The sequence below is a fragment of the Ralstonia sp. AU12-08 genome (assembly GCF_000442475.1).
Taxonomy (GTDB): Bacteria; Pseudomonadota; Gammaproteobacteria; order Burkholderiales; family Burkholderiaceae; genus Ralstonia; species Ralstonia insidiosa.
Genome location: NZ_ASZV01000047.1, coordinates 364737 through 385292, shown reverse-complemented (window position 1 = coordinate 385292; position 20556 = coordinate 364737). Strand labels below are relative to the sequence as shown.

Below are 20556 nucleotides of genomic sequence, written 5' to 3'. Positions count from 1 at the left end.
GTGAAAGACTAAGAACTTGAGAACTTGGAAAAATCAAACGGAACCGGAGAACCTGAACCGCAACTACTTAGTGGTGTTCATGTGCCTGGCCGATGTACACCAGCGTCAGCATCATGAAAATGAAGGCTTGCAGCAGCACGATCAGGATGTGGAAGATCGCCCACACTGCACCCGCCACCACGTGACCCACGAAACCCAGTGCCGACGTGTCAGCACCGAACGTCCAGACCGAGCCAAGCAGCGCGATCAACAGGAACACCAGCTCGCCTGCGTACATGTTGCCGAACAACCGCATGCCCAGCGACACAGCCTTGGCGAGGAATTCAATGATGTTGAGGACCAGGTTGAACGGCGCGAGGTACCACTTGGCGCCGAACGGAGCGGACAGCAGCTCGTGCGCGAAGCCGCCCGCACCCTTGATCTTGAAGCTGTAGTAGATCATCAGGATCAGCACAGCGAACGACATGCCGAAGGTGCCGTTCAGATCAGCCGTGGCCACTGCGCGATGGTGCGGCACGTGCAGGCCGAAAGTGCCCAGAAGATGATTGACGCCCGTCACCCAATCCACCGGGATCAAGTCGACCGCGTTCATCAGCGTGACCCAGACGAAAACCATCAGGGCCAGCGGAGCGATCCAGGAGCGATCGCCGTGGATGATGCCCTTGGCCTGGTCGTCGACCATCTCGACAACCAGCTCAACGAAGGCTTGAAAACGACCGGGAACGCCAGAGGTGACACGGCGCGCGGCCATGCCCAGGAAGATGATGCCGATCAGGCCCATCAACACGGACCAGAACATCGTGTCCCAGTTGATGACGGTGAAGTCGACGACGGACGCCTGCTTGCCACCGATGCTATTGAAATTCTGCAAATGCTCCGCGATATACGCGGAAGGCGTGAGAGCGTGCTCGGCGGCGTGGCCGGCGGCTTCTGCGACTTCAGTTGCCATGATGATTCAGTCCAATATTGCGAAACATTCTTCGTGATCCGTTCCAGCTCGCGCCCGATGCTCAACAGGTTTCCCTGGAGATCGCGGACTGCACGCGGCTTGAACGCGCCACCTTATTCTTGCGGAGTGTCAGCGCAATGAACCGGGGCCTCTCCTGCCGCCAGTTCCTGCGGTGTTCCGACACATCCCGTGCGCCTGCCGCCATGCTGCAGGCTAAAGGTCCATCATCGCAATGCGAGACCGACCCAGTACATCTTGAGTGCCAGGATCAGGGTGATCAGCAAAGGCGGCCAGTGCAGCCCCTTGAACACCACCACCACGATCACCAGCAGTGCGACCGTGCCGAGCACCTTGATCGCCTCACCCACCACCAGACGGGCGATGGACTCGAACCCCTTGGCCGTCGACAGTCGCATCGCGAACCATGCCGAAGGCACCACGCACACACCGCCACCCAACAGGGCCGACAACGCAGCTTGGCCTGCCGACGCAGCGCCTGTGCCCGCAAACCAGCTACCCACATACCATCCGAGCGCACACAACAGTGTGATGGCCACCTGGCCGAGCACGATGGAGAAAGGCGTGATACGCGAAGCCCGCAGGGCCTGCTCGCCGAACATGGCAACCGCTTCGTCATGTGAGAGCACATGCACTGGCGGCTCCGCCTTCCCGGCATCGTCGTCCCAATCATCGTGCTTCGGATACTGCGCCGACTCAGGTCGGGCGGCTTCCAACGAAGCGTAAGAATCGGGCCGTTGCCGGTCAGCTGGCTGCATGGAAGAATGCGCTTTCGTCATGCCGCACCGCTTTGGGTCAGGCGGATTTAAAACCGCACGATTTTACGGGACATGGCGTTCACCAGTCAACGCGCAAGCGAACGGTCGTGCGGGCGCCTTCGACAGCACTCGGAGCGACTGCGTTCCACGCTCCCTACGCAATGATGTGCTGCTGCCAGGGCACCGAATCCGCCTGATGGAGCGGTGCCCCGGTGATTCCATGATGGTATTGCCCGCGCACAGCGTCGATGACGTGCGAGGTAATCGCACTGATTCGGTGCCGGCGGATGCCCGCAAATGACGCAGCGGCGCGGGTTACGCCAACTGCGTCAAACTGTCGCAGCAATACAACTCAGGCAGCCTCTTCGCCGCCGTCCGGACGCAGGCGCGCCAGCAAACCGTCAAACTCGTCGAGGCTGCTGAACTGCACGGTCAACTGGCCACGGCCCTTGGCCGCCAGCTTGATCTGTACGCCCAAGCCCAGTTGGTCCGCCAGTTCTTCTTCCAGGCGAGCGACATCGCGCCCCCCTTGATGTGCGCCCTTCTGCTTGAGCGACTTCAGCTCGAACGGCTTGAGCGTCAACGCCACCAGCTTTTCCGTCTCGCGCACTGACAGGCGCTTGTTGACGATCTGGTTGGCCAACAGGATTTGTGTCGCACTGTCGACTGCCAGCAGCGCACGGGCGTGGCCCATGTCGATGTCGCCGGCCATCAACATCGTCTGCACAGGCTGGGCGAGATTCAACAGGCGCAATAGGTTCGATACCGCGCTGCGCGAGCGGCCCACCGATTCTGCCGCCTGCTCGTGCGTGAACTGGAATTCACGCACCAGGCGCGCAATGCCCTGCGCTTCTTCCAGCGGGTTGAGGTCTTCGCGCTGGATGTTCTCGATGAGCGCCATGGCGGCGGCCGATTCGTCCGGCACGTCCTTCACGAGCACCGGCACTTCGGTCAGACCGGCCAAGCGCGAGGCGCGGAAGCGGCGTTCACCCGCAATGATTTCGTACTTGGGTTGCGGGCCGTCGGACGCGATCTTGCGCACCAGGATCGGCTGCATCAGGCCTTGCGCGCGAATGCTCGCGGCCAACTCCTGCAGCGCACCTTCGTCCATGCGCGTACGCGGCTGGTACTTGCCGGGCTGCATCTGGTCGAGCTTCAGCACCGTCGGCGCGCCCTCCTGCTTGGCGGTCTCGACAATCTCGGCGGGACTGCCCAGCAGCGCCTCGAGGCCGCGGCCCAGTCCCTTTTTCTTCATCGTGCTCATGTTGTCCTCTTACCGCATCAGGCCGGCGTGTCGGCCATCTGCCGCACGCGCGCGATCATCTCGGCGCCGAAATCCAGGTAGGCCTTGGCGCCCTTCGACGCAGGGTCGAACGCCACGCCCGGCATGCCATACGACGGTGCCTCGGCCAGGCGCACGTTGCGCGGGATCAGCGTCTTGAAGACCTTGTCGCCAAAGTGCGACTCGAGCTGCGCCGACACCTGCTGCTGCAGCGTCACGCGCGGGTCGAACATCACACGCAACAGGCCGATCACCTTCAGATCACGGTTCAGGTTGGCGTGCACCTGCTTGATGGTGTTGACCAGATCCGACAGCCCTTCGAGCGCGAAGTACTCACACTGCATCGGCACCACCACACCGTGCGCGGCGCACAGGCCGTTGAGCGTAAGCAGCGACAGCGACGGCGGGCAATCGATCAGGACGAAGTCGTAGTCGGCATCGACCTCAGCCAATGCGAGCTTGAGGCGGTTTTCGCGATGCTCCAGGTCGACCAGTTCGACTTCAGCACCGGCCAAGTCACGGTTGGCGGGCAGCACATCGTAGCGACCGGCTTCCGAGCGCTGACGCGCCTGCGGAATCGTCGCCAAGCCGACGAGCACCTGATACACGCTGAATTCCAGCGTGTGCTTGTCGATGCCCGAGCCCATCGAGGCGTTGCCCTGCGGGTCCAAATCGACCAGCAGCACGCGCTGCCCTTGCGCGACCAGGCCGGCGGCGAGGTTCACCGTGGTGGTGGTCTTGCCGACCCCACCCTTCTGGTTGGCGATCACGAAAATATTCGACATGACTCCTCTGCGGTGAATGACTCACGCCGACGGCGCAAGAATGACCAGATGACGCTCGGCCGGCAGCCCCGGCACGGTCAAGCGTTCGATGGATTCGACGGTCCAGCCGGCGGGCAAGCGTTCGATTTCGGTGTCCGGGCGCACGCCCTTCATGGCGACCATGCGGCCGCCCGGCGCCAGCAGGTGGCCGGCGAGATTCACGAAATCGACCAGCTCGGCAAACGCGCGCGAAGTGATGACGCCGTAGCCGGTGGTATCGGCCAGTTTTTCGACGTGACCCCAGTGCGACTGGGCGTTGGTCAGACCAAGCTCGGCGCGGCATTGCGTCAGGAACGCGGTTTTCTTTTGCACGATGTCGACCATCGTGACGCCCACATCCGGGTAGGCGATGGCCAGCGGAATGCCAGGCAAGCCGCCACCGGAACCAACATCCAGCACGCGTGGTGCATCAGGCTGCGCGCGGCGCGCCAACTCGGCAATGCGCGACACGGCCGAGAGCGAATCCAGCAGGTGATGCGTGAGCATCTCACCCGCATCGCGGATAGCGGTCAGGTTGTAGACGCGGTTCCACTTGGCAAGCAGCCCCTGGTACGCCAGCAGGCGATCCACTTGAGCTTCGTCCAGTGACAGGCCGAGCGCACGGGCACCCGCTTCCAGTTCCGATCGGGCATCAGTCAGTGCATTCGCCATCAAGCGGCCTCGCCTTCTGCGCCGGCGCGGGGGCCAACTTGGCCGCGCAGCACGCCCTTCTTCAGATGCACCAGCAGCAGCGACACCGCTGCCGGCGTGATGCCGGAGATACGCGACGCCTGCCCGATGGTCTCGGGCTTGTGCTTAGCCAGCTTCTGCTGCACTTCGATCGACAGGCCACGCACCTGCGAATAATCGAAATCCGCAGGCAGACGGGTGTTCTCGTTGGCGCCCAGGCGCTCGACTTCGTCGGCCTGGCGGGCGATATAGCCGTGGTACTTGATGCCGATCTCAACCTGCTCGCGGATTTGCTCGGCCAGCAGCGGATCTTCGGCAAACGGACCCTCGGGCGCGTACTTGCCGCCCTGCATGCCCATCAGCGATTCATACGTCACGTTCGGGCGGCGCAGCAGATCGGCCAGCGCATATTCGCGCTCGATGCCCTTCCCTAGCACCGGCTCGGCATCGGCTAGCGGTAGCGTGGCCGGATTCACCCAGGTCGACTTCAGGCGTTCTGTTTCACGTGAAACAGCGTCGCGCTTGCGGTTGAACGCATCCCAGCGGGCATCATCGACCACGCCAAGCTGGCGGCCGACTTCGGTCAGGCGCATGTCGGCGTTGTCTTCACGCAGGCTCAGGCGGAATTCGGCGCGGCTGGTGAACATGCGGTACGGCTCGGTCACGCCTCGGGTGATGAGGTCGTCGACGAGCACGCCCAGGTAAGCCTGGTCACGGCGCGGCGTCCAGGCATCCTTACCCTGCACTTGCAGGCCGGCGTTGATACCGGCGAGCAGGCCTTGGGCGGCCGCTTCTTCGTAGCCGGTCGTCCCGTTGATCTGGCCGGCGAAGAACAGACCGGAAATCGCCTTCGATTCCAGCGAAGCCTTCAGCCCGCGTGGGTCGAAGTAGTCATATTCGATGGCGTAACCGGGGCGCAGGATGTGCGCATTTTCCAGGCCGCGCATCGAGTGGATCAGGTCCAGCTGCACGTCAAACGGCAGGCTGGTCGACACGCCGTTCGGGTAGAACTCGTTGGTCGCCAGGCCTTCCGGCTCCAGGAAAATCTGGTGGCTGTCCTTGCTGGCGAAGCGGTGGATCTTGTCTTCGATGCTGGGGCAGTAGCGCGGCCCCACCCCTTCGATCACGCCCGTGTACATCGGCGAGCGGTCCAGCCCGGCGCGGATGATGTCGTGCGTGCGCTCGTTGGTGTGCGTGACCCAGCACGGTACTTGGCGCGGATGCATGTCCGCACGGCCCATGAACGAGAACACCGGCACCGGATCGAGGTCGCCCGGCTGCTCTTCCAGCACCGAGAAATCGATGGTCCGGCCGTCGATCCGAGGCGGCGTACCGGTCTTCAAACGGCCCTGCGGCAGCTTCAATTCCTTCAAGCGCGCCGACAGCGACACCGCCGCCGGGTCACCCGCACGGCCACCGGTGTAGTTATTCAGGCCCACGTGGATCTTGCCGTCGAGGAACGTCCCCGCCGTCAGTACCACGGCACGTGCGCGGAACTGCACGCCCACCTGCGTCACCGCGCCGACCACGCGATCGCCTTCCACCAACAGGTCTTCGACGGCCTGCTGGAACAGCATCAGGTTCGGCTGGTTCTCCAGGCGATGGCGGATGGCGGCCTTGTACAGCACACGATCCGCCTGGGCGCGGGTCGCGCGGACGGCCGGCCCCTTGCTGGAGTTGAGGATGCGGAACTGGATCCCGCCCTCGTCCGTGGCAATGGCCATGGCACCGCCCAGCGCATCCACTTCCTTGACCAGATGCCCCTTGCCAATGCCCCCGATGGACGGGTTGCAGCTCATCTGCCCCAGCGTCTCGATGTTGTGCGTCAGCAGCAGGGTCTGGCAACCCATGCGCGCCGCCGCCAGGGCGGCCTCGGTGCCGGCGTGTCCGCCGCCCACCACGATCACATCGAATTCAATTGGATACAGCATGGCTTCCTCCTCGCATGGAGGCATCAGAAATTTGGAGAAGCGGAATTATAAGTCGCGCAGCTACCCCGCTGTTCGACGATGCGGCAATCGAGACGAAATTCAGCCGCATTTCATGTTTCACGTGGAACATGCATCGCTTGTTTCGCAGCGTTTGTGTTTCACGTGAAACACATCACTCGGTTGACTCACCGCCCTTGCTGCCCGACCGAGCGCGCAGGAAATCGATGAAGACCCGCAGCTTGCCCGGCATCTGTGGCGTGCGGGGGAAATAGAGATGAAAGCGATACATCGGCGGACACCACGCCTCAAGCACCCGGACCAAGCGCCCGGCCGCCACGTCCTCGGCGACGAGGTCTTCCAGCACGTGCGCTAGGCCAACGCCCTGCCTCGCCGCCTCGACCATCGCCAACACATCATTCGCGATGAAGCCGCCCGTCACGTCGACCGACTGATTGGCGCCGCCCTGCTCGGGCTCGACAAACTCCCAGTCGTATAACGCGCCACTGCTCGGAAAGCGGTAGCGGATGCAGCGATGCCCGCGCAGTGCGTCCGGCGAATCGGGGGTGCCGTAGGCTTGCAGATACGCTGGGCAACCCACCACCGCGATGCGCCGCGCCGGGCCGATCGGCACGCCCACCATGTCGCGCTCGACCCGCTCACCAAAGCGGATGCCGACGTCAAAGCGGTCTGCGACGATGGCCGACAAACCATCGTCCACCGACACCTCCAGCTCGATGCGCGGATAACGCGAGAGGAAATCGCCAAGTACCGGCTGCAGCACCGCCTGATACGCCACGCGTGAAGCCGTCACGCGCAACGTACCGCGCGGCTCCGTCGCACGCTCGCCCACTTCCGCCATCGCGCCGTACAGCGCGTCGAGACTTGGCCGCGCGACAGCGAGCAAGGCCTCCCCCGCTTCGGTCGCGCTCACCTGCCGTGTCGTACGCGCCAGCAGTTGCGCGCCGAGCGCAGATTCCAGCCGCCGGATCGTCTGCGACAACGCAGAGGTGGAGACCTCCAGCGCCGCCGCTGCGTGCGTGAAACTCCCCGCCTCGGCCACGCGCCGCAATGCATCGAGCGCAGGCAGCAGGTCCGGATCGATTGTGAATTCTGTCTTCATAGTGCATCCGATTCTATCCACTTAATCGGCGCGATCATGCTGCCTAGACTGGCGACTCCTCTCCCTGACCTGACAAGGACATCGCCATGCAGACACGACAACTCGGTCAATCCGACCTGTACATCTCCCCACTCGGCTTCGGTACCTGGGCTTCGGGTGGTGGCAACTGGGAATACGGTTGGGGCGCACAGGACGACCGCGACTCCATTGCCGCGATCGCCGCTGCGGTGGACGCCGGCATCAACTGGATCGACACCGCCGCCGCCTACGGACTGGGTCACGCCGAAACCGTAGTCGGCCAAGCGCTCAGCGAACTGCCGGCCAGCCGGCGGCCGTACGTGTTCACCAAGGGCTCTCTGTTGTGGGACGCACAAGGGCGGATTTCGCATTCGCTCGATCCGGCGTCGCTCGCGCGCGAGATCGATGACAGCCTGCGTCGGTTGAACGTGGAAACGATCGACCTGTACCAGATCCACTGGCCCGCCTTTCCGCCGGGTGCGCCGGAGCAATCGATCGAAGCGGCCATCGCCGCCTTGGAACAGGCGCGCCGCGCGGGCAAGATCCGGCAGATCGGCGTGTCGAACTTCGATGCAGCGCAGATGGCGCGCGCGCAGTCTGTCGCGTCGATTGCCGCGCTGCAGCCGCCCTACTCGCTGCTGATGCGCGGCATCGAGGCATCCATCCTGCCCTACACGGCGGCGCATGGCATCGGCAACATCGTCTATTCGCCGCTGCAATCGGGGCTGCTGTCAGGGCGCATGACACGCGAGCGTATTGCCAGCCTGCCGGCCAACGACTGGCGCGCGCAGCGCAGCCCGGAGTTTCAGGAGCCCAACCTGACACACAATCTGGCGCTGGTAGAAGTGCTGCGTAGCGTGGGTGCACGGCATGGACGAACGCCTGCCGATGTCGCCATCGCGTGGACGCTGCGCAACCCGGTGGTGACCGGCGCCATCGTCGGGGTGCGACGACCAGATCAGCTCGATGGCCTGCTCGGCGCGGCGGACCTAAAGCTGACTGACGCGGATCTCGCCGAAATTCAGGCCGCACTGCCCGAGACGACGGCATCGCCAGTACCGCAAAGCCTGGTCAACGCTTGAGCGCCAAAAGCAAAACGCACGGCGCGAACCGTGCGTTTTGCGTGGGGCGATGAGGCTGCTACGTCGTCAGTTCTGCAGCTTCCACTTGCCGTCCTTGATCTCGACCATCACCCGCGAGCGCTGATCCAACCCCAGGTGATCCTTGGCATTCATATTCATCACGCCGTGCGAGATCGCCAGATTGGTCGTCGCCTCCATCGCATCGCGCAGCCCCTTGCGGAATGCTGGCGTACCCGGCTGCCCCTTCTTCAGCGCTTCGGGCATCGCGTTCGCCAGCAGCAACCCCGCATCCCACATATGGCCGCCGAAGGTCGAGACCTGACCACCGTATGCTTTCTCGTACGCCGTCTTGTACGCCAGCGCCGGCTTCTTCACCGGGTTGCTATCCGGCAGTTGCTCCGCCACCAGGATCGGGCCGGCCGGCAGGAACGTGCCCTCGCAGTCCTTGCCGCAGACGCGCAGGAAGTCAGCATTCGCGACCCCGTGCGTCTGGTACAGCTTGCCCTTGTAGCCCCGCTCCTTGAGCGCGCGCTCCGGCAGCGCGGCCGGCGTACCCGAGCCTGCGATCAGCACCGCATCCGGATTGGCCGACATGATCTTCAGCACCTGCCCCGTCACCGACGTATCGGTACGTGCAAAGCGCTCATTGGCCACGACCTTCAGCTTGCGCAGCCCCGCCACCTTGTCGAACTCCTGCGCCCACGAATCGCCATAGGCATCGGCAAAACCGATCAAGGCGACCGTCTTCACGCCGTGGTTGGCCATGTGCTCGGCAATGGCGGTCGCCATATGCGAATCGTTCTGCGGCGTCTTGAACACCCACGCGCGCTTGGCGTCCATCGGCTCGATGATGCGTGCGGAGGCGGCCAGCGTGATCATCGGCGTTTCGCTCTCGCCCACCAGGTCCACCATTGCCAGCGAGTTGGGCGTGACGGTCGAGCCGATGACCAGGTCGACCTTGTCTTCGGTGATGAGCTTGCGCGTGTTCTTAACGGCGGTGGTCGTGTCAGACGCATCGTCGAGGACGATGTACTCGATCTTCTTGCCCGCGATTTCCTTGGGCAGCAGCGCTACCGTGTTCTTCTCGGGAATCCCCAGCGAAGCCGCCGGCCCGGTGGCCGACACCGTGATGCCGACCTTGACCTGGGCGAATGCTGTACCCGCCAACAGTGCCGTGGCAGCGAGTGCAATGCGGGTGGCGCGCGAAACCTTCATGCCGTCTCCTGAAGTGTGCGGGCGGGTTCTGTGCCCGCCCTTGATCTGGGAATCTGGGAATTCACCGACCGATGGGTCGGGGATGAAGGAGTCTAGAAGGAGTCACGCCGCGCGGGCAAGGGGGAGATTCCCTTGTCCTTAACGTGTTCACGATCTGCACCGACTCAGCCGACCCGATACACCCGCCCGCTCTGTACGCCCTCAATGCTGCGCCGGTAGGCCAGTGCTGCACGCGCAGCCGGCACCGGTTCGAAACCGGGGAAGAACGGCCCGTAGGCACCCATCGATTCGGTCAGCACCGTCGGGCTCACCGCATTGATGCGGATGCCGCGCGGCAGCTCGCACGCAGCGGCGCGCACAAAGCCTTCGATCGCGGAGTTCACTGCCGTCGCGTTGGCGCCCTGGGCAATCGGCTCCTGGCCGACGATGCCGGTGGTGAGCGTGATCGATCCACCATCGTTCAGGTAGTGCTGACCGACCAGCGCCAGGCGCACTTGGCCGAGCAGCTTGTCCTGCAGGCCGATGTTGAAATCCGCCGCCGACATCTCGGTCAGCGGCCCGAAGAACAGATTGCCGGCGGTGGAGACGATGGCGTCCACACGGCCAACTTTGTCGAACAGCGCGGCCACGCTATCGGCGTTGGTGATGTCGACCTGGTGGTCGCCCTGCGTACGGCCCACGCGGATGATTTCGTGCGACCCACCCTGCTCCAGTTCGGCCACTACGGCGCGGCCCAAGGTACCGCTGGCGCCAATGACGATGATCTTCATGCTGTGCTCCTTTGCTGATTCGGTTGGAATGACGCCTATTCTTGGCCGAACCCTGCATGTGATAAAGTCGTGGTAACTTCGACCATTCCTAATCAACAGTTCGGAATATGGACAAGCTGCGCAGCATGGAAACCTTCATCGCCGTGGTGGAAGGCGGCAACTTCACCGAGGCAGCAGCGCGGCTGGAGATGTCGGCGGTGATGGTCGGCAAGTACGTGCAGGAGCTGGAGACGCGGCTCGGCGCACGCCTGCTCCAGCGCAGCACGCGCCGTCAGAGCCTGACCGATGCCGGCCGCGTGTTCTACGAAGACGCCAAGCGCGTGCTGGAGCAAGTCCGCTGGGCGGAGACCTCCGTCGAGCGGCTACGCGCGTCGCCCTCGGGCACGCTGCGCGTGAGCGCACCGACCACCTTCGGCGCATGCGTCATCGCTCCGTTGGCTGCGACGTTCCAGCAGGCGCATCCGCACGTGCGTGTGGAACTGAACCTGAGCAACAGCATGGTCGACCTCGTCGACGAAGGGTTCGACCTCGCCATCCGTATCGGCGCGCTGGGCGATGCCGATCTGGTGGCCAAGCCGCTGTGCGTGTATCGGATGGTCATCTGCGCATCGCCGGATTACCTGGCGCGGCATGGGCGACCCGAAACGCCCGCGGACCTGACACAGCATCGCTGCCTCTCGCACATGGTGTGGAACAACCGCAATGCGTGGCAGTTGCGCGGGTGGGAAGGCGACACGCCCTGGCGCGACGATCCGGCCTTCACGTGCAATGACGGCCACGGCCTGCGCATGGCAGCGATTGCGGGGGCCGGCCTGCTGCTGCAACCGGAAGTGCTGGTGGCCGAAGACCTGGCGAACGGCCGGCTGGTGCGCGTGCTGCAAGCCTATGCGCCGGAGCCTCGGCCGATACACATCGTGTACCGGCAGGATCGACGGCCGTTGCCGAAACTCTCCAGTTTTGTGGCGCATCTGCTGGAGCACGTAGCCGCGCGTGTGCCGGCCCAGGGTGCGACACCGTAGCCGTCGCAGCAAACGACATGGCTGACTACACTCAGGCCATCCTCCTCTGCGCCACCATCATGTTCCTCGCCCTCGTTGCTGGTCGTATCGCTTGCGCAGTGCTCGCCTTCCTCGGTTTGACACATCTGTACTGGGCAGCAGGAGGCTCCGCTGGCAAGCAAGCGGCACTGCCGTCGGTGGGTGCCGCACCGGTGTTCAAGCCGAGCGCGATTGGCACAGCATTGATCGCGGTGATCCTGCTGGCCATGGCAGCCTGGGTGGCTGCTGCGGCTGGCATCCTGGCCGCACCGGTTCCGCAAGGGGTACTGCGCGTTGGCGCCTTCGTGCTCGCCGCCATCTTTGTGCTGCGTGCGGTGGGGGACTTCCGCTATGTCGGCTTCTTCAAGCGGGTGCGCGGCAGTGTGTTTGCGCGGCGGGATACGTGGGGGTATTCGCCGTTGTGCGTGGTGTTGGCGGTGTTGATTGTCGCGGCCGCCTCACGCTGACACGGCACAATAGCGCCCATGCAACCCGAAGACCTCCAACGCCTCGTCACCACGCAAATGCCCTTCGGCAAATACAAGGGCCGGCTGATTGCCGACCTGCCGGGCCACTACCTGAACTGGTTCGCGCGCGAGGGCTTTCCACCGGGGCAGATCGGCCGCTTGCTGGCACTGATGCAGGAGCTGGATCACAACGGCCTGAAAGGCCTGCTCGATCCGTTGCGTCAGGGCAGATAGCGCGATCCCTCAATCGCCGTTGATGTAGCGTTGCAGCCCCACTGCCAGCGCATCAAATACCGCGCGGCAACGCGGGCTGTCGCGCAGGTCTTCATGCATGGCGAGCCACGTGTCGAGCGTGATCGAAACCTCGTCAACAAACAGGCGCACGAGATCCGGGTTGCGCTGCGCCAATCCCACTTGGCAGAAGCCGATACCGAAACCCGCGCGCAACGCGGCAATCGCTGCGAGATCGCTGTCGGTGCGCAGTGCGAAGCGGTTGCGTTGAATCCACGGTAACTGCGCACGCACGCCGCGCAGGAAGGCGTTCTCCTTGTCGTAGCCGATCAGCGTGTGACCGGCGAGATCACCCAGCGTGGCAGGCACACCGCGCCGCTCCAGATAACGCCGGTGCGCAAACGCCCCCAGCTCAATGCCACCGAGTTGCCGCGCAACCAGCACGCCCTGTGTCGGTGGCTGCATGCGCACGGCAATATCGGCCTCGCGGCGCAGCAGGTCTTCCAGGCGGTTGGACGGCACCAGCTCGATCGTCAGTTCCGGATACGCAGCATGCAGATCCGTGAGGATTGGCGGCAGCACTTCCACCGCCACCACCTCGCTGGCTGTGATGCGCACGGTGCCGCGCACACCCTCGCCCTGGCTGGATGCGGCGCGCAGCAAGGCGGCGCTGGTCGACTCCAGGGATTCGGCAAACGGCCGCAACGACAACGCCGCCTCGGTCGGGCTCAGCCCCTGCTGGGTACGGATGAACAGCGACAGGCCCAGCGCCTGTTCCAGCGCATCGACATGGCGCCCGGCCGTGGGCTGCGTCAGCCCCAGCGCGCGCGCCGCGCCTGATAGCGAACCCTCCCGCACAACGGCAAGAAAGGTCCGATACAGCTCCCAGCCCGGCTCGGTGAATGCTCCTGATTCAGTCATACAAATTCGTATAGCTGCACGATCATCATCAACAATTCCATTGAAGCACAAGCGCGACCAGAATGCCTCCATCGCAACGCTCATTCACTCGGGAGCAGGGTCATGGAACAAGCAAAACGCATCGCATTGGTACTGGGCGCCACCGGTGGCATCGGTGGCGAAGTGGCACGGCGTCTGGTGGCACGTGGCTGGCACGTGCGCGCACTGCAGCGCAATCCGGATGCGCTAGTGGATCGCAACACCGCCTTCGAGTGGGTGCAAGGTGATGCCATGGTGCGCGAGGACGTGGTCGGAGCCGCACAAGGCGCCGAACTGATCATCCACGCCGTCAACCCGCCGGGCTACAAGAACTGGGCTGGCCAAGTGCTGCCGATGATCGACAACACGATCGCCGCAGCCCGCGCTTCGGGCGCACGCATCGTGCTGCCCGGCACGGTGTACAACTTTGCGCCCGACACCTTTCCCGTGCTGCGCGAGAACACCGCGCAACAGCCGCTTACGCGCAAGGGCAAGATCCGCGTGGAACTGGAGCGCCGCATGCAGGCCGCCAGCGCCAATGGCGTGCGCAGTCTGATCGTGCGCGCGGGCGACTTCTTCGGACCGCACACGGGCAACAACTGGTTTGCCGCCGCGCTGGTGCGGCCGGGCAAGGCTGTCGGCACCGTCACCGTCCCTAACGCACGCGGCGTCGGGCACCAATGGGCGTATCTGCCGGATGTGGCCGAAACGATGCTGCGCCTGGTCGAGCAAGGCGACCGCCTGCCCGCTTTCGCGGTCTATCACATGCGTGGCCACTGGGACGCCGACGGCACGCAGATGCCCCGCTCGATCGGTCACAGCGTTGGCCGCTCGGTGAAGACGCGCATCTTCCCGTGGTGGATTCTGCCGGTCCTGTCGCCGTTTTCAGAGACGATGCGCGAGATGCGCGAAATGCGTTATCTGTGGCAGCAACCGGTACGCATGGACAACGCCAAGCTCGTGCAAACGCTGGGCGCCGAGCCGCACACCCCGTGGGATGAGGCCGTGGGCACGACGCTGCGCAGCCTACGCTGCGTTTGAGACGCGCGCAGCCGTCGCCAGAAAGTGCGCGAGATCGGGCGTCGACTGGCCCGCCACCTTGGCGAGGTCGTCCCAGCGGCGCAGCTGCAGCGCGTCCGCCGCGTAGGGGCGCTGCATGAAGGCCTCGGCCTCTTCCGCGGAAAACACCCCGCCCTGCAGCGCCAGGCTGCGCACGGAATCGGCCGACAGGCGCGCGTAGTAATGCGCATCCATCGCGCACAGGCAACGCTTGGCATCCACGTGCAGGCGGATCGGCTCCAGCACCGCGTCAGGAAACGTCGCACGCAGGAACGGCAGCGCAAAGTACTGGTGCTGATCGTCGATGCCGTGCGCGGTGGGCGTATCGCCTTGCAGGTTCAGCAGATGCCCGAGGTCATGCAGCAGCGCAGCGGTAATAAGCGCATCCGATGCCCCCGCCTGCTCCGCCAGCGCGGCGGTCTGCAGCGCGTGTTCAAGCTGGGTGACGGGCTCGCCGCTGTAGGCGATGTCGCCGTGGCGCTTGAATAGCGTTTGGATGTCGTCGAGGCTCAGGGCCATGGTGCTGCTGCACAAATGAAGGCGGAACTTTGCAGCGTAGTGCGCGCATGCGTCAAACCGGTGACAGCGCCATCGGCGCGCGCGCCGGCATTAGCCCGCGTGATCCGTGCGATTAGAAAGATTGGTTGGGAATGCGCCAGGCGCGCCCTTATCTTCAGGGCCTCCCCACGCCCCACACATCGGAGCCCATCATGCTCGCAGGACACGCGGTGCAGGTCGCAAACGCGCTGGAACAGGTCACGGACTATTGGTCGCCGCGCATCGTCGGCCAGGTCAACGACCAGTACATCAAGGTCGCCAAGCTCAAGGGAGAATTCGTCTGGCACGACCACCCGAATGAGGATGAGCTGTTCTTCGTGGTCTACGGCCGCCTGAAGATCGCCTTCGAAGACCGCGACGACGTCCACCTCGGCCCCGGCGAATTCTGCGTGGTGCCGCGCGGTGTGCGCCACTGCCCGAGTGTGGATGCGGCCGACGAAGAGTGCGGGATCATGCTCATCGAAACCGTGACCACGCAGCACACGGGTGACGTGATCACCGAGCGCACCGTGGCGCTCGACACGCAATTCAACGGATGAAGGCGTCGTAAGCCGTCTTCAAAATCAGCGCCAGCACCACCACGATGAACACCTTGCGCACGAAGCGGCTGCCGTGCCGCAGCGCAAGGTGGCTGCCGACCTGGTTGCCGGCCACGTTGGCCACCGCCATCACCAGGCCAAGCTGCCACCACACGTGGCCCTTGGCGGCCAGCAGCAGCAAGGCCGCCACATTGGTCGCCAGGTTGACGATCTTGGTGGAGGCGGATGCGTGCAGGAAGTCGTAGCCGAACACGCGCACAAACACGATCATCAGGAAGCTGCCGGTGCCCGGGCCGAACACGCCGTCGTAGAAGCCGATCACGGCACCGGCCAGCAGCGCCGCAGCGCGCTCGCGCCAACCTGCGAGGCTAGGGGCGTGTTCTGCACCCAGGTTCTTCTTCGCCACCGTGTAGATCAGCAGCGCGGCCAGCACGAACGGCAGCGCGCGGCGCAGTGGTTCGGCGGGGATGTGCACGAGCGCCCACGCGCCCAGCAGCGAGAAGGCAAATGCGGTGACCACCGCCGGCGCCGTCGCGCCCCAGTTGATGCGTACCGTGCGGCCGTAGCGCACCGCCGCCGTGGCCGTGCCCGACATCGACGCGACCTTGTTGGTGCCGATCAGCGTGGCCGGCGCAATGTTCGGGTACGCGGAGAACAGCGCGGGAATCTGCACCAGGCCGCCGCCACCGGCCACGGCATCGATCAGGCCAGCCAGAAAGCCGGCCACGGCGAGCAAAGCGAATTCCATCAGGGGAGTAGAGACAGGCAGGTGAGCGGGAAGGACTAGCCCAGCGATTTGGGCGACGGACGCGCGCTACGCCGCCAGCAACCGGACGCATCCGGCGCAAAGCCGAGCGCGGTGGCGTCATACGCGGCAAGCGCTGCAGGCGGCAGCAGGACGTGGAGTATGCCATGTGCGCGGGCGTACTCATTGACGGCGGCCAAGGCAGTGTCACGCGTGGCTACGTCATCGGAAAACAGCAGTACGCCGACCGGCAGCCACGCCACCAACCCGCCCAGCGCCAAGTGCGGTACGAGCGTGATCGGCGCGACACCAACCAATGCCCCGTCGTCCGCCTCAACGAGAAAGCACGGATGCGCGCTCGGCTGGGCCAGCAGCGTATCGACGGCGTGCGCCAATTGCAGCGGTGACGCGCTCGATGCGATGGCAGCCAACAGGCGGGGCCGGTCATCCGGCGTGGCAAGACGGGTGGACAGGGTCATGGGCGGCTCGAAGCGAAGACGCCATTGTCATGCAGCGCGCGCATAGGCGTCGACTGCGAATGCATTTCTCTTGTGCGCCGGCGCCGACGAGACTGTGGATATGTGGATATGTGGACAACCCGAAAACGGAGCCCGCCATGACCGACCCCACCCGTGCCCTCACCCTGCAATTGCTGCAGTCACTGGCCGAGCGGCCCAGGCCTTATGCGGAGGTTTTGGAGACGTGGCGGACATCGTGCCCGCGTTTGTCGATCTGGGAAGATGCGTGCATCGACGGGCTGGTGGACTGCGCGCCCGGGGCGTCACCAGAGCAACATCTTGTGACGGTCAGCGCCCGGGGCCGGGCTCTGTTGGCGGCGAGCGCCGCGCACTGAAGGCACAAACTAAAAGGCCCTGCCGGGGATCGCCTGGCAGGGCCTCTGTTCTATTTAGCATCTCCACCGTTTCGTGCGGTGTGTGCTGTCGTCTCCTCGCTCCCGCCTCATTTATCTCGTGCGAAAACCGTAACGAGACTGTAAAGAATGCACCGCAACGCAACAACTAGAGCAAACCCTTACGGTGCACCAAGCACCAAATCGGCGCCAAGATCATCCTTTCGGGGGGAGTGCGACGCCATTTGCGGTCATTGTGACCCTAGCGCCGCAACCAAGGTAGCCGCGCAGCAATTTCGCCCATGATGCCGCGGCGAAAGGTCAGCACACAGATCACGAAAATCGCGCCCGTGACCGTCGTGACCGATTCGCCCAGCACGTTGAAGCCGTCGATGCCGGTGGCGCCCGCCAGGAAGGTGCCGATGTCGCCCAGCTTGTTTTCCAGCGCAATCACCAGTGCCGCACCCAGGATCGGGCCCGACAGGATGCCCAGGCCGCCCACCAGCGTCATCAGGATCACCGAGCCGGACATTGACCAGTGCACGTCCGTCAGCGTCTCGAAGCCGAGCACCAGTGTCTTGAGCGAGCCGGCCAGGCCCGTGAGTGCCGCCGACAGCACGAAGGCCAGCAGCTTGAAGCGGTCGGTGTCGTAGCCGAGAGAGATGGCGCGCGGCTCGTTTTCCTTGATGGCTTTGAGGATCTGCCCGAACGGCGAGTGGATCGTGCGCACGATCAGCAGGAAGGCCAGCGCGACGATGACGAGCACCACGTAGTACAGCGTCATGTCGGACGACAGGTCCAGCATGCCGAACAGCTTGCCGCGCGGCACGCCCTGCAGGCCGTCCTCACCGCCGGTGAACGGCACCTGCAGGCAGAAGAAGTACAGCATCTGCGCGAGCGCCAGCGTGATCATCGCGAAGTAGATGCCCTGGCGGCGGATCGCCAGCAGGCCGACGATCAAGCCGATGAACGCGCCCGCCGCCGTGCCGGCCAGCAGACCGAGTTCCGGCGTGACGTGCAGGTCGCGCATCATGTAGCCGGCCACGTAGCCCGCGCCGCCAAAGAACGCCGCGTGCCCGAACGACAGCAGCCCCGTGTAGCCCAGCAGCAGATTGAACGCCGACGCAAACAGCGCAAAGCACAGCAGCTTGGCAACGAACACCGGGTACGCACCCACCAGCGGCGCCGCAATCAGCGCCACCAGCAGCAGGCCGTACAGGACGTATTTGAGGGAAGAAGTGTTTTGCATCGTGCCGCTTCGCTTATTTCTCTTTACCGAACAGGCCGGCCGGACGCACCAGCAGCACCAGCACCATGATCACGAACACCACCGTGGCCGACGCCTGTGGATAGAACACCTTGGTCAGCCCTTCGATCACCCCCAGGCCGAGGCCGGTGAGGATGGAGCCCATGATCGACCCCATGCCGCCGATCACCACCACCGCAAACACGGTGATGATCATGCTCTGCCCCATCAGCGGCGAGATCTGGATGACGGGTGCCGCCAGCACACCGGCAAACGCCGCCAGCGCCACACCAAAGCCGTAGGTGAGCGTGACCATCAATGGCACGTTCACGCCAAAGGCTTCCACCAGCTTCGGATTCTCGGTGCCGGCGCGCAGGTACGCACCCAGTTTGGTCTTCTCGATCATGAACCACGTGGCGAAGCACACCGCCAGCGAGGCCACCACCACCCACGCGCGGTAGTTGGGCAGCATCATGAAGCCGAGGTCGGTGGCACCCTGCAGCAGCTCGGGCGTGTCATACGGCAGGCCCGACACGCCGTAGATGGCGCGGAACACGCCCTCGATGACCAACGTCACGCCCAGCGTGAGCAGTAGGCCATACAGATGGTCGAGCTTGTAGATGAAGCGCAGCAGCGTACGCTCGATCACCATGCCCAACAGGCCGATCACCAGCGGCGAGAGCACCAGCATCGCCCAGTACGGCACACCCAGGTACGAGAAGCCCATCCACGTGAGCACTGCGCCCAGCATGAACAGCGCCCCGTGCGCAAAGTTGATGACGTTGAGCAGCCCGAAGATGACCGCAAGGCCCAGGCTCAACATCGCATAGAAGGAACCGTTGACCAGGCCCAGCAGCAGCTGGCTGAGCATGGCCGGTAGCGGAACGCCGAAGATTTCCATTGCGGTCAAGAAGAGAACACCACACCAACACGATTGACGGCGCCGCCTTCCATTGGACAGCGGCGCCGGTTCTTACACGCTTACTTCTTCCACAGCGCGCACTTCGATTCTGCCTGCGTGGCGAACGCCTGCTCGCCCGGAATCGTCGCGACCACCTTCAGGTAATCCCACGGCTTCTTCGATTCGGCCGGCGTCTTCACCTGCAGCAGGTACATGTCGTGGATGCCACGGCCGTCCTGGCGGATGTAGCCCTTGGTGTAGAAGTCGTCGATCTTGGTCTTCTTGAGCTGCGCGATCACCTTGTCCGGATCGTCCGTGCCGGCGGCGGCCACCGCCTTGATGTAGTTCGACACGGCCGAGTAGTCGGCGGCCTGCAAGCTGCTCGGCATCTTCTTCATCTTCATGAAGTAGCGGTTGGCGAACTTGCGCGTGGCGTCGTTCATGTCCCAGTACCAGCTGTCGGTCATCAGCAGGCCTTCGGCCGTTTGCAGGCCCAGGCTGTGCACGTCGTTGATGAACATCAGCAGGCCAGCGATCTTCATCGACTTGGTGATGCCGAATTCCTTGGCCGCCTTGATCGAGTTGATCGTGTCGCCGCCGGCGTTGGCCAGGCCCAGGATCTGCGCCTTGGACGACTGCGCCTGCAGCAGGTATGACGAGAAGTCCGACGCCGACAGCGGGTGCTTGACCGAGCCCACCACCGTGCCGCCGTTGGCCTTCACCACGGCTGCAGTGTCGTTCTCCAGCGAGTGGCCGAAGGCGTAGTCGGCGGTCAGGAAGAACCACGACTTGCCGCCCTGCTTGACCACCGCGCTGCCGGTGCCCTTGGCCAGCGCCACCGTGTCATACGCGTAGTGGATCGTGTACGGCGTGCACTCCTCGTTGGTCAGGCGGGCTGTGCCGGCGCCAATGCCGATGAACACCTTCTTCTTCTCGGCCGCCACCTTGCTCATCGCCAGCGACGTGGCGGAGTTGGTGCCACCCAGCAGCATGTCGATGCCCTGCTGGTCCATCCACTCGCGTGCCTTGGATGCCGCGATGTCAGCCTTGTTCTGGTGATCGGCCGTGACCAGTTCGATCGGCTTGCCGAGCACCTTGCCGCCCGCGTCTTCGATCGCCATCTTCACGGCCTCGACACCGCCCTGCCCGTCGATGTCGGCATACAGGCCGGACAGATCGGTGATGTAGCCGATCTTCACCTTGTCGCCGCTCACCTGCGCGTGCGCACCGAATGCCACAGTGCCCAGTCCTACCGCCATCAATGCACCAGCCAGCTTCTTGAGTGTCATGGTCTTGTCTCCTGTAGTGCGCGCATCGCTTGTGACGCGTCGCGCGGTGGTGAAGCAAA

At 64.3% G+C, this 20556-nt stretch carries 23 protein-coding genes; 7 read left to right on the top strand and 16 right to left on the bottom strand.

Going from position 1 to position 20556, the window contains the following annotated elements; translation table 11 throughout:
* Window positions 1–67 precede the first annotated feature (67 nt).
* The 7 genes from atpB to C404_RS53945 form a co-directional block, all read right to left on the bottom strand.
* Window positions 68–949, bottom strand: coding sequence for a F0F1 ATP synthase subunit A (gene atpB, locus C404_RS53980; protein ID WP_021197160.1), 882 nt, complete (start codon window positions 947–949; stop codon window positions 68–70).
* A gap of 224 nt (window positions 950–1173) precedes the next feature.
* Window positions 1174–1602 carry an ATP synthase subunit I gene (locus tag C404_RS53975; RefSeq protein WP_374754729.1) on the bottom strand — a complete coding sequence of 143 codons (429 nt, stop codon included), beginning with the start codon at window positions 1600–1602 and terminating at the stop codon, window positions 1174–1176.
* 475 nt (window positions 1603–2077) lie between these two features.
* Window positions 2078–2989 (bottom strand): ParB/RepB/Spo0J family partition protein, encoded by a 912-nt coding sequence (locus C404_RS53965; RefSeq protein ID WP_031330071.1) that lies wholly within the window; start codon window positions 2987–2989, stop codon window positions 2078–2080.
* A 17-nt stretch (window positions 2990–3006) separates the two neighbouring features.
* Window positions 3007–3792, bottom strand: a complete 786-nt coding sequence (locus C404_RS53960) for a ParA family protein (RefSeq protein ID WP_021197156.1) — start codon at window positions 3790–3792, stop codon at window positions 3007–3009.
* A 21-nt stretch (window positions 3793–3813) separates the two neighbouring features.
* Window positions 3814–4482, bottom strand: a complete 669-nt coding sequence (rsmG, locus tag C404_RS53955; RefSeq protein WP_021197155.1) for a 16S rRNA (guanine(527)-N(7))-methyltransferase RsmG — start codon at window positions 4480–4482, stop codon at window positions 3814–3816.
* On the bottom strand, window positions 4482–6431 hold the full coding sequence (gene mnmG, locus C404_RS53950) for a tRNA uridine-5-carboxymethylaminomethyl(34) synthesis enzyme MnmG (protein WP_021197154.1): 1950 nt from the start codon (window positions 6429–6431) through the stop codon (window positions 4482–4484). Before mnmG ends, rsmG begins: the two co-directional genes overlap by 1 nt.
* Window positions 6432–6603: 172 nt before the next feature.
* Window positions 6604–7551: a LysR family transcriptional regulator gene (locus tag C404_RS53945; RefSeq protein WP_021197153.1), complete on the bottom strand. Its 948-nt coding sequence runs from the start codon at window positions 7549–7551 to the stop codon at window positions 6604–6606.
* Between the two features lie 86 nt (window positions 7552–7637).
* On the opposite strand from C404_RS53945, the gene C404_RS53940 reads away from it, so the two are divergent.
* On the top strand, window positions 7638–8651 hold the full coding sequence (locus tag C404_RS53940; RefSeq protein WP_021197152.1) for an aldo/keto reductase: 1014 nt from the start codon (window positions 7638–7640) through the stop codon (window positions 8649–8651).
* 66 nt (window positions 8652–8717) lie between these two features.
* On the opposite strand, the gene C404_RS53935 is transcribed toward C404_RS53940, so the two are convergent.
* Both C404_RS53935 and C404_RS53930 read right to left on the bottom strand, forming a co-directional pair.
* The gene (locus C404_RS53935; protein WP_021197151.1) at window positions 8718–9866 is read right to left on the bottom strand and encodes an ABC transporter substrate-binding protein; all 1149 of its coding nucleotides are present in this window, start codon (window positions 9864–9866) and stop codon (window positions 8718–8720) included.
* A gap of 164 nt (window positions 9867–10030) precedes the next feature.
* Window positions 10031–10666, bottom strand: a complete 636-nt coding sequence (locus C404_RS53930) for a short chain dehydrogenase (RefSeq protein WP_275043513.1) — start codon at window positions 10664–10666, stop codon at window positions 10031–10033.
* A gap of 77 nt (window positions 10667–10743) precedes the next feature.
* Here C404_RS53930 and crgA point away from each other — a divergent pair, with 77 nt between their 5' ends.
* From crgA to C404_RS53915, 3 genes are read left to right on the top strand one after another with little or no spacing between them, the layout of a single operon-like run.
* Window positions 10744–11655, top strand: a complete 912-nt coding sequence (crgA, locus tag C404_RS53925) for a LysR family transcriptional regulator CrgA (protein WP_021197149.1) — start codon at window positions 10744–10746, stop codon at window positions 11653–11655.
* 17 nt (window positions 11656–11672) lie between these two features.
* Window positions 11673–12140, top strand: a complete 468-nt coding sequence (locus C404_RS53920; protein ID WP_021197148.1) for a DUF3995 domain-containing protein — start codon at window positions 11673–11675, stop codon at window positions 12138–12140.
* 18 nt (window positions 12141–12158) lie between these two features.
* A complete protein-coding gene (locus tag C404_RS53915) occupies window positions 12159–12374 on the top strand; it encodes a DUF3820 family protein (RefSeq protein WP_021197147.1) in 216 nt (71 codons plus the stop codon).
* 9 nt (window positions 12375–12383) lie between these two features.
* Here C404_RS53915 and C404_RS53910 read toward each other — a convergent pair whose 3' ends face one another.
* Window positions 12384–13292, bottom strand: a complete 909-nt coding sequence (locus C404_RS53910) for a LysR family transcriptional regulator (RefSeq protein ID WP_021197146.1) — start codon at window positions 13290–13292, stop codon at window positions 12384–12386.
* A 102-nt stretch (window positions 13293–13394) separates the two neighbouring features.
* On the opposite strand from C404_RS53910, the gene C404_RS53905 reads away from it, so the two are divergent.
* On the top strand, window positions 13395–14351 hold the full coding sequence (locus C404_RS53905) for an SDR family oxidoreductase (RefSeq protein WP_021197145.1): 957 nt from the start codon (window positions 13395–13397) through the stop codon (window positions 14349–14351).
* On the opposite strand, the gene C404_RS53900 is transcribed toward C404_RS53905, so the two are convergent.
* On the bottom strand, window positions 14337–14888 hold the full coding sequence (locus tag C404_RS53900; protein ID WP_021197144.1) for a phosphonate degradation HD-domain oxygenase: 552 nt from the start codon (window positions 14886–14888) through the stop codon (window positions 14337–14339). The two genes, C404_RS53905 and C404_RS53900, sit on opposite strands and share 15 nt — an antisense overlap.
* 191 nt (window positions 14889–15079) lie before the next feature.
* On the opposite strand from C404_RS53900, the gene C404_RS53895 reads away from it, so the two are divergent.
* Window positions 15080–15466: a cupin domain-containing protein gene (locus C404_RS53895; protein ID WP_021197143.1), complete on the top strand. Its 387-nt coding sequence runs from the start codon at window positions 15080–15082 to the stop codon at window positions 15464–15466.
* On the opposite strand, the gene C404_RS53890 is transcribed toward C404_RS53895, so the two are convergent.
* Both C404_RS53890 and C404_RS53885 read right to left on the bottom strand, forming a co-directional pair.
* Window positions 15456–16214 (bottom strand): sulfite exporter TauE/SafE family protein, encoded by a 759-nt coding sequence (locus C404_RS53890; protein ID WP_031330066.1) that lies wholly within the window; start codon window positions 16212–16214, stop codon window positions 15456–15458. The genes C404_RS53895 and C404_RS53890 overlap by 11 nt on opposite strands.
* Before the next feature lie 35 nt (window positions 16215–16249).
* Entirely contained in the window at window positions 16250–16690 is a 441-nt protein-coding gene (locus C404_RS53885) for a hypothetical protein (protein WP_021197141.1), read from the bottom strand.
* A 137-nt stretch (window positions 16691–16827) separates the two neighbouring features.
* On the opposite strand from C404_RS53885, the gene C404_RS53880 reads away from it, so the two are divergent.
* On the top strand, window positions 16828–17064 hold the full coding sequence (locus C404_RS53880; protein WP_021197140.1) for a hypothetical protein: 237 nt from the start codon (window positions 16828–16830) through the stop codon (window positions 17062–17064).
* A gap of 259 nt (window positions 17065–17323) precedes the next feature.
* Here the strand turns inward: C404_RS53880 and C404_RS53875 are convergent, their stop codons facing one another.
* The 3 genes from C404_RS53875 to C404_RS53865 form a co-directional block, all read right to left on the bottom strand.
* Entirely contained in the window at window positions 17324–18310 is a 987-nt protein-coding gene (locus C404_RS53875) for a branched-chain amino acid ABC transporter permease (RefSeq protein WP_021197139.1), read from the bottom strand.
* 13 nt (window positions 18311–18323) lie between these two features.
* Window positions 18324–19208 carry a branched-chain amino acid ABC transporter permease gene (locus tag C404_RS53870; RefSeq protein WP_031330065.1) on the bottom strand — a complete coding sequence of 295 codons (885 nt, stop codon included), beginning with the start codon at window positions 19206–19208 and terminating at the stop codon, window positions 18324–18326.
* Window positions 19209–19288: 80 nt separating this feature from the next.
* The gene (locus tag C404_RS53865; RefSeq protein ID WP_021197137.1) at window positions 19289–20497 is read right to left on the bottom strand and encodes an ABC transporter substrate-binding protein; all 1209 of its coding nucleotides are present in this window, start codon (window positions 20495–20497) and stop codon (window positions 19289–19291) included.
* Between the last annotated feature and the right edge of the window lie 59 nt (window positions 20498–20556).

Excerpts from the sequence above, each read along its gene's own strand:
- atpB (WP_021197160.1), bottom strand. The coding sequence starts at position 949 with ATGGCAACTGAAGTCGCAGAAGCCGCCGGCCACGCCGCCGAGCACGCT.
- C404_RS53965 (WP_031330071.1), bottom strand. The coding sequence starts at position 2,989 with ATGAGCACGATGAAGAAAAAGGGACTGGGCCGCGGCCTCGAGGCGCTG.
- C404_RS53960 (WP_021197156.1), bottom strand. The coding sequence starts at position 3,792 with ATGTCGAATATTTTCGTGATCGCCAACCAGAAGGGTGGGGTCGGCAAG.
- rsmG (WP_021197155.1), bottom strand. The coding sequence starts at position 4,482 with ATGGCGAATGCACTGACTGATGCCCGATCGGAACTGGAAGCGGGTGCC.
- mnmG (WP_021197154.1), bottom strand. The coding sequence starts at position 6,431 with ATGCTGTATCCAATTGAATTCGATGTGATCGTGGTGGGCGGCGGACAC.
- C404_RS53945 (WP_021197153.1), bottom strand. The coding sequence starts at position 7,551 with ATGAAGACAGAATTCACAATCGATCCGGACCTGCTGCCTGCGCTCGAT.
- C404_RS53940 (WP_021197152.1), top strand. The coding sequence starts at position 7,638 with ATGCAGACACGACAACTCGGTCAATCCGACCTGTACATCTCCCCACTC.
- C404_RS53935 (WP_021197151.1), bottom strand. The coding sequence starts at position 9,866 with ATGAAGGTTTCGCGCGCCACCCGCATTGCACTCGCTGCCACGGCACTG.
- crgA (WP_021197149.1), top strand. The coding sequence starts at position 10,744 with ATGGACAAGCTGCGCAGCATGGAAACCTTCATCGCCGTGGTGGAAGGC.
- C404_RS53920 (WP_021197148.1), top strand. The coding sequence starts at position 11,673 with ATGGCTGACTACACTCAGGCCATCCTCCTCTGCGCCACCATCATGTTC.
- C404_RS53915 (WP_021197147.1), top strand. The coding sequence starts at position 12,159 with ATGCAACCCGAAGACCTCCAACGCCTCGTCACCACGCAAATGCCCTTC.
- C404_RS53910 (WP_021197146.1), bottom strand. The coding sequence starts at position 13,292 with ATGACTGAATCAGGAGCATTCACCGAGCCGGGCTGGGAGCTGTATCGG.
- C404_RS53905 (WP_021197145.1), top strand. The coding sequence starts at position 13,395 with ATGGAACAAGCAAAACGCATCGCATTGGTACTGGGCGCCACCGGTGGC.
- C404_RS53900 (WP_021197144.1), bottom strand. The coding sequence starts at position 14,888 with ATGGCCCTGAGCCTCGACGACATCCAAACGCTATTCAAGCGCCACGGC.
- C404_RS53895 (WP_021197143.1), top strand. The coding sequence starts at position 15,080 with ATGCTCGCAGGACACGCGGTGCAGGTCGCAAACGCGCTGGAACAGGTC.
- C404_RS53890 (WP_031330066.1), bottom strand. The coding sequence starts at position 16,214 with ATGGAATTCGCTTTGCTCGCCGTGGCCGGCTTTCTGGCTGGCCTGATC.
- C404_RS53885 (WP_021197141.1), bottom strand. The coding sequence starts at position 16,690 with ATGACCCTGTCCACCCGTCTTGCCACGCCGGATGACCGGCCCCGCCTG.
- C404_RS53880 (WP_021197140.1), top strand. The coding sequence starts at position 16,828 with ATGACCGACCCCACCCGTGCCCTCACCCTGCAATTGCTGCAGTCACTG.
- C404_RS53875 (WP_021197139.1), bottom strand. The coding sequence starts at position 18,310 with ATGCAAAACACTTCTTCCCTCAAATACGTCCTGTACGGCCTGCTGCTG.
- C404_RS53870 (WP_031330065.1), bottom strand. The coding sequence starts at position 19,208 with ATGGAAATCTTCGGCGTTCCGCTACCGGCCATGCTCAGCCAGCTGCTG.
- C404_RS53865 (WP_021197137.1), bottom strand. The coding sequence starts at position 20,497 with ATGACACTCAAGAAGCTGGCTGGTGCATTGATGGCGGTAGGACTGGGC.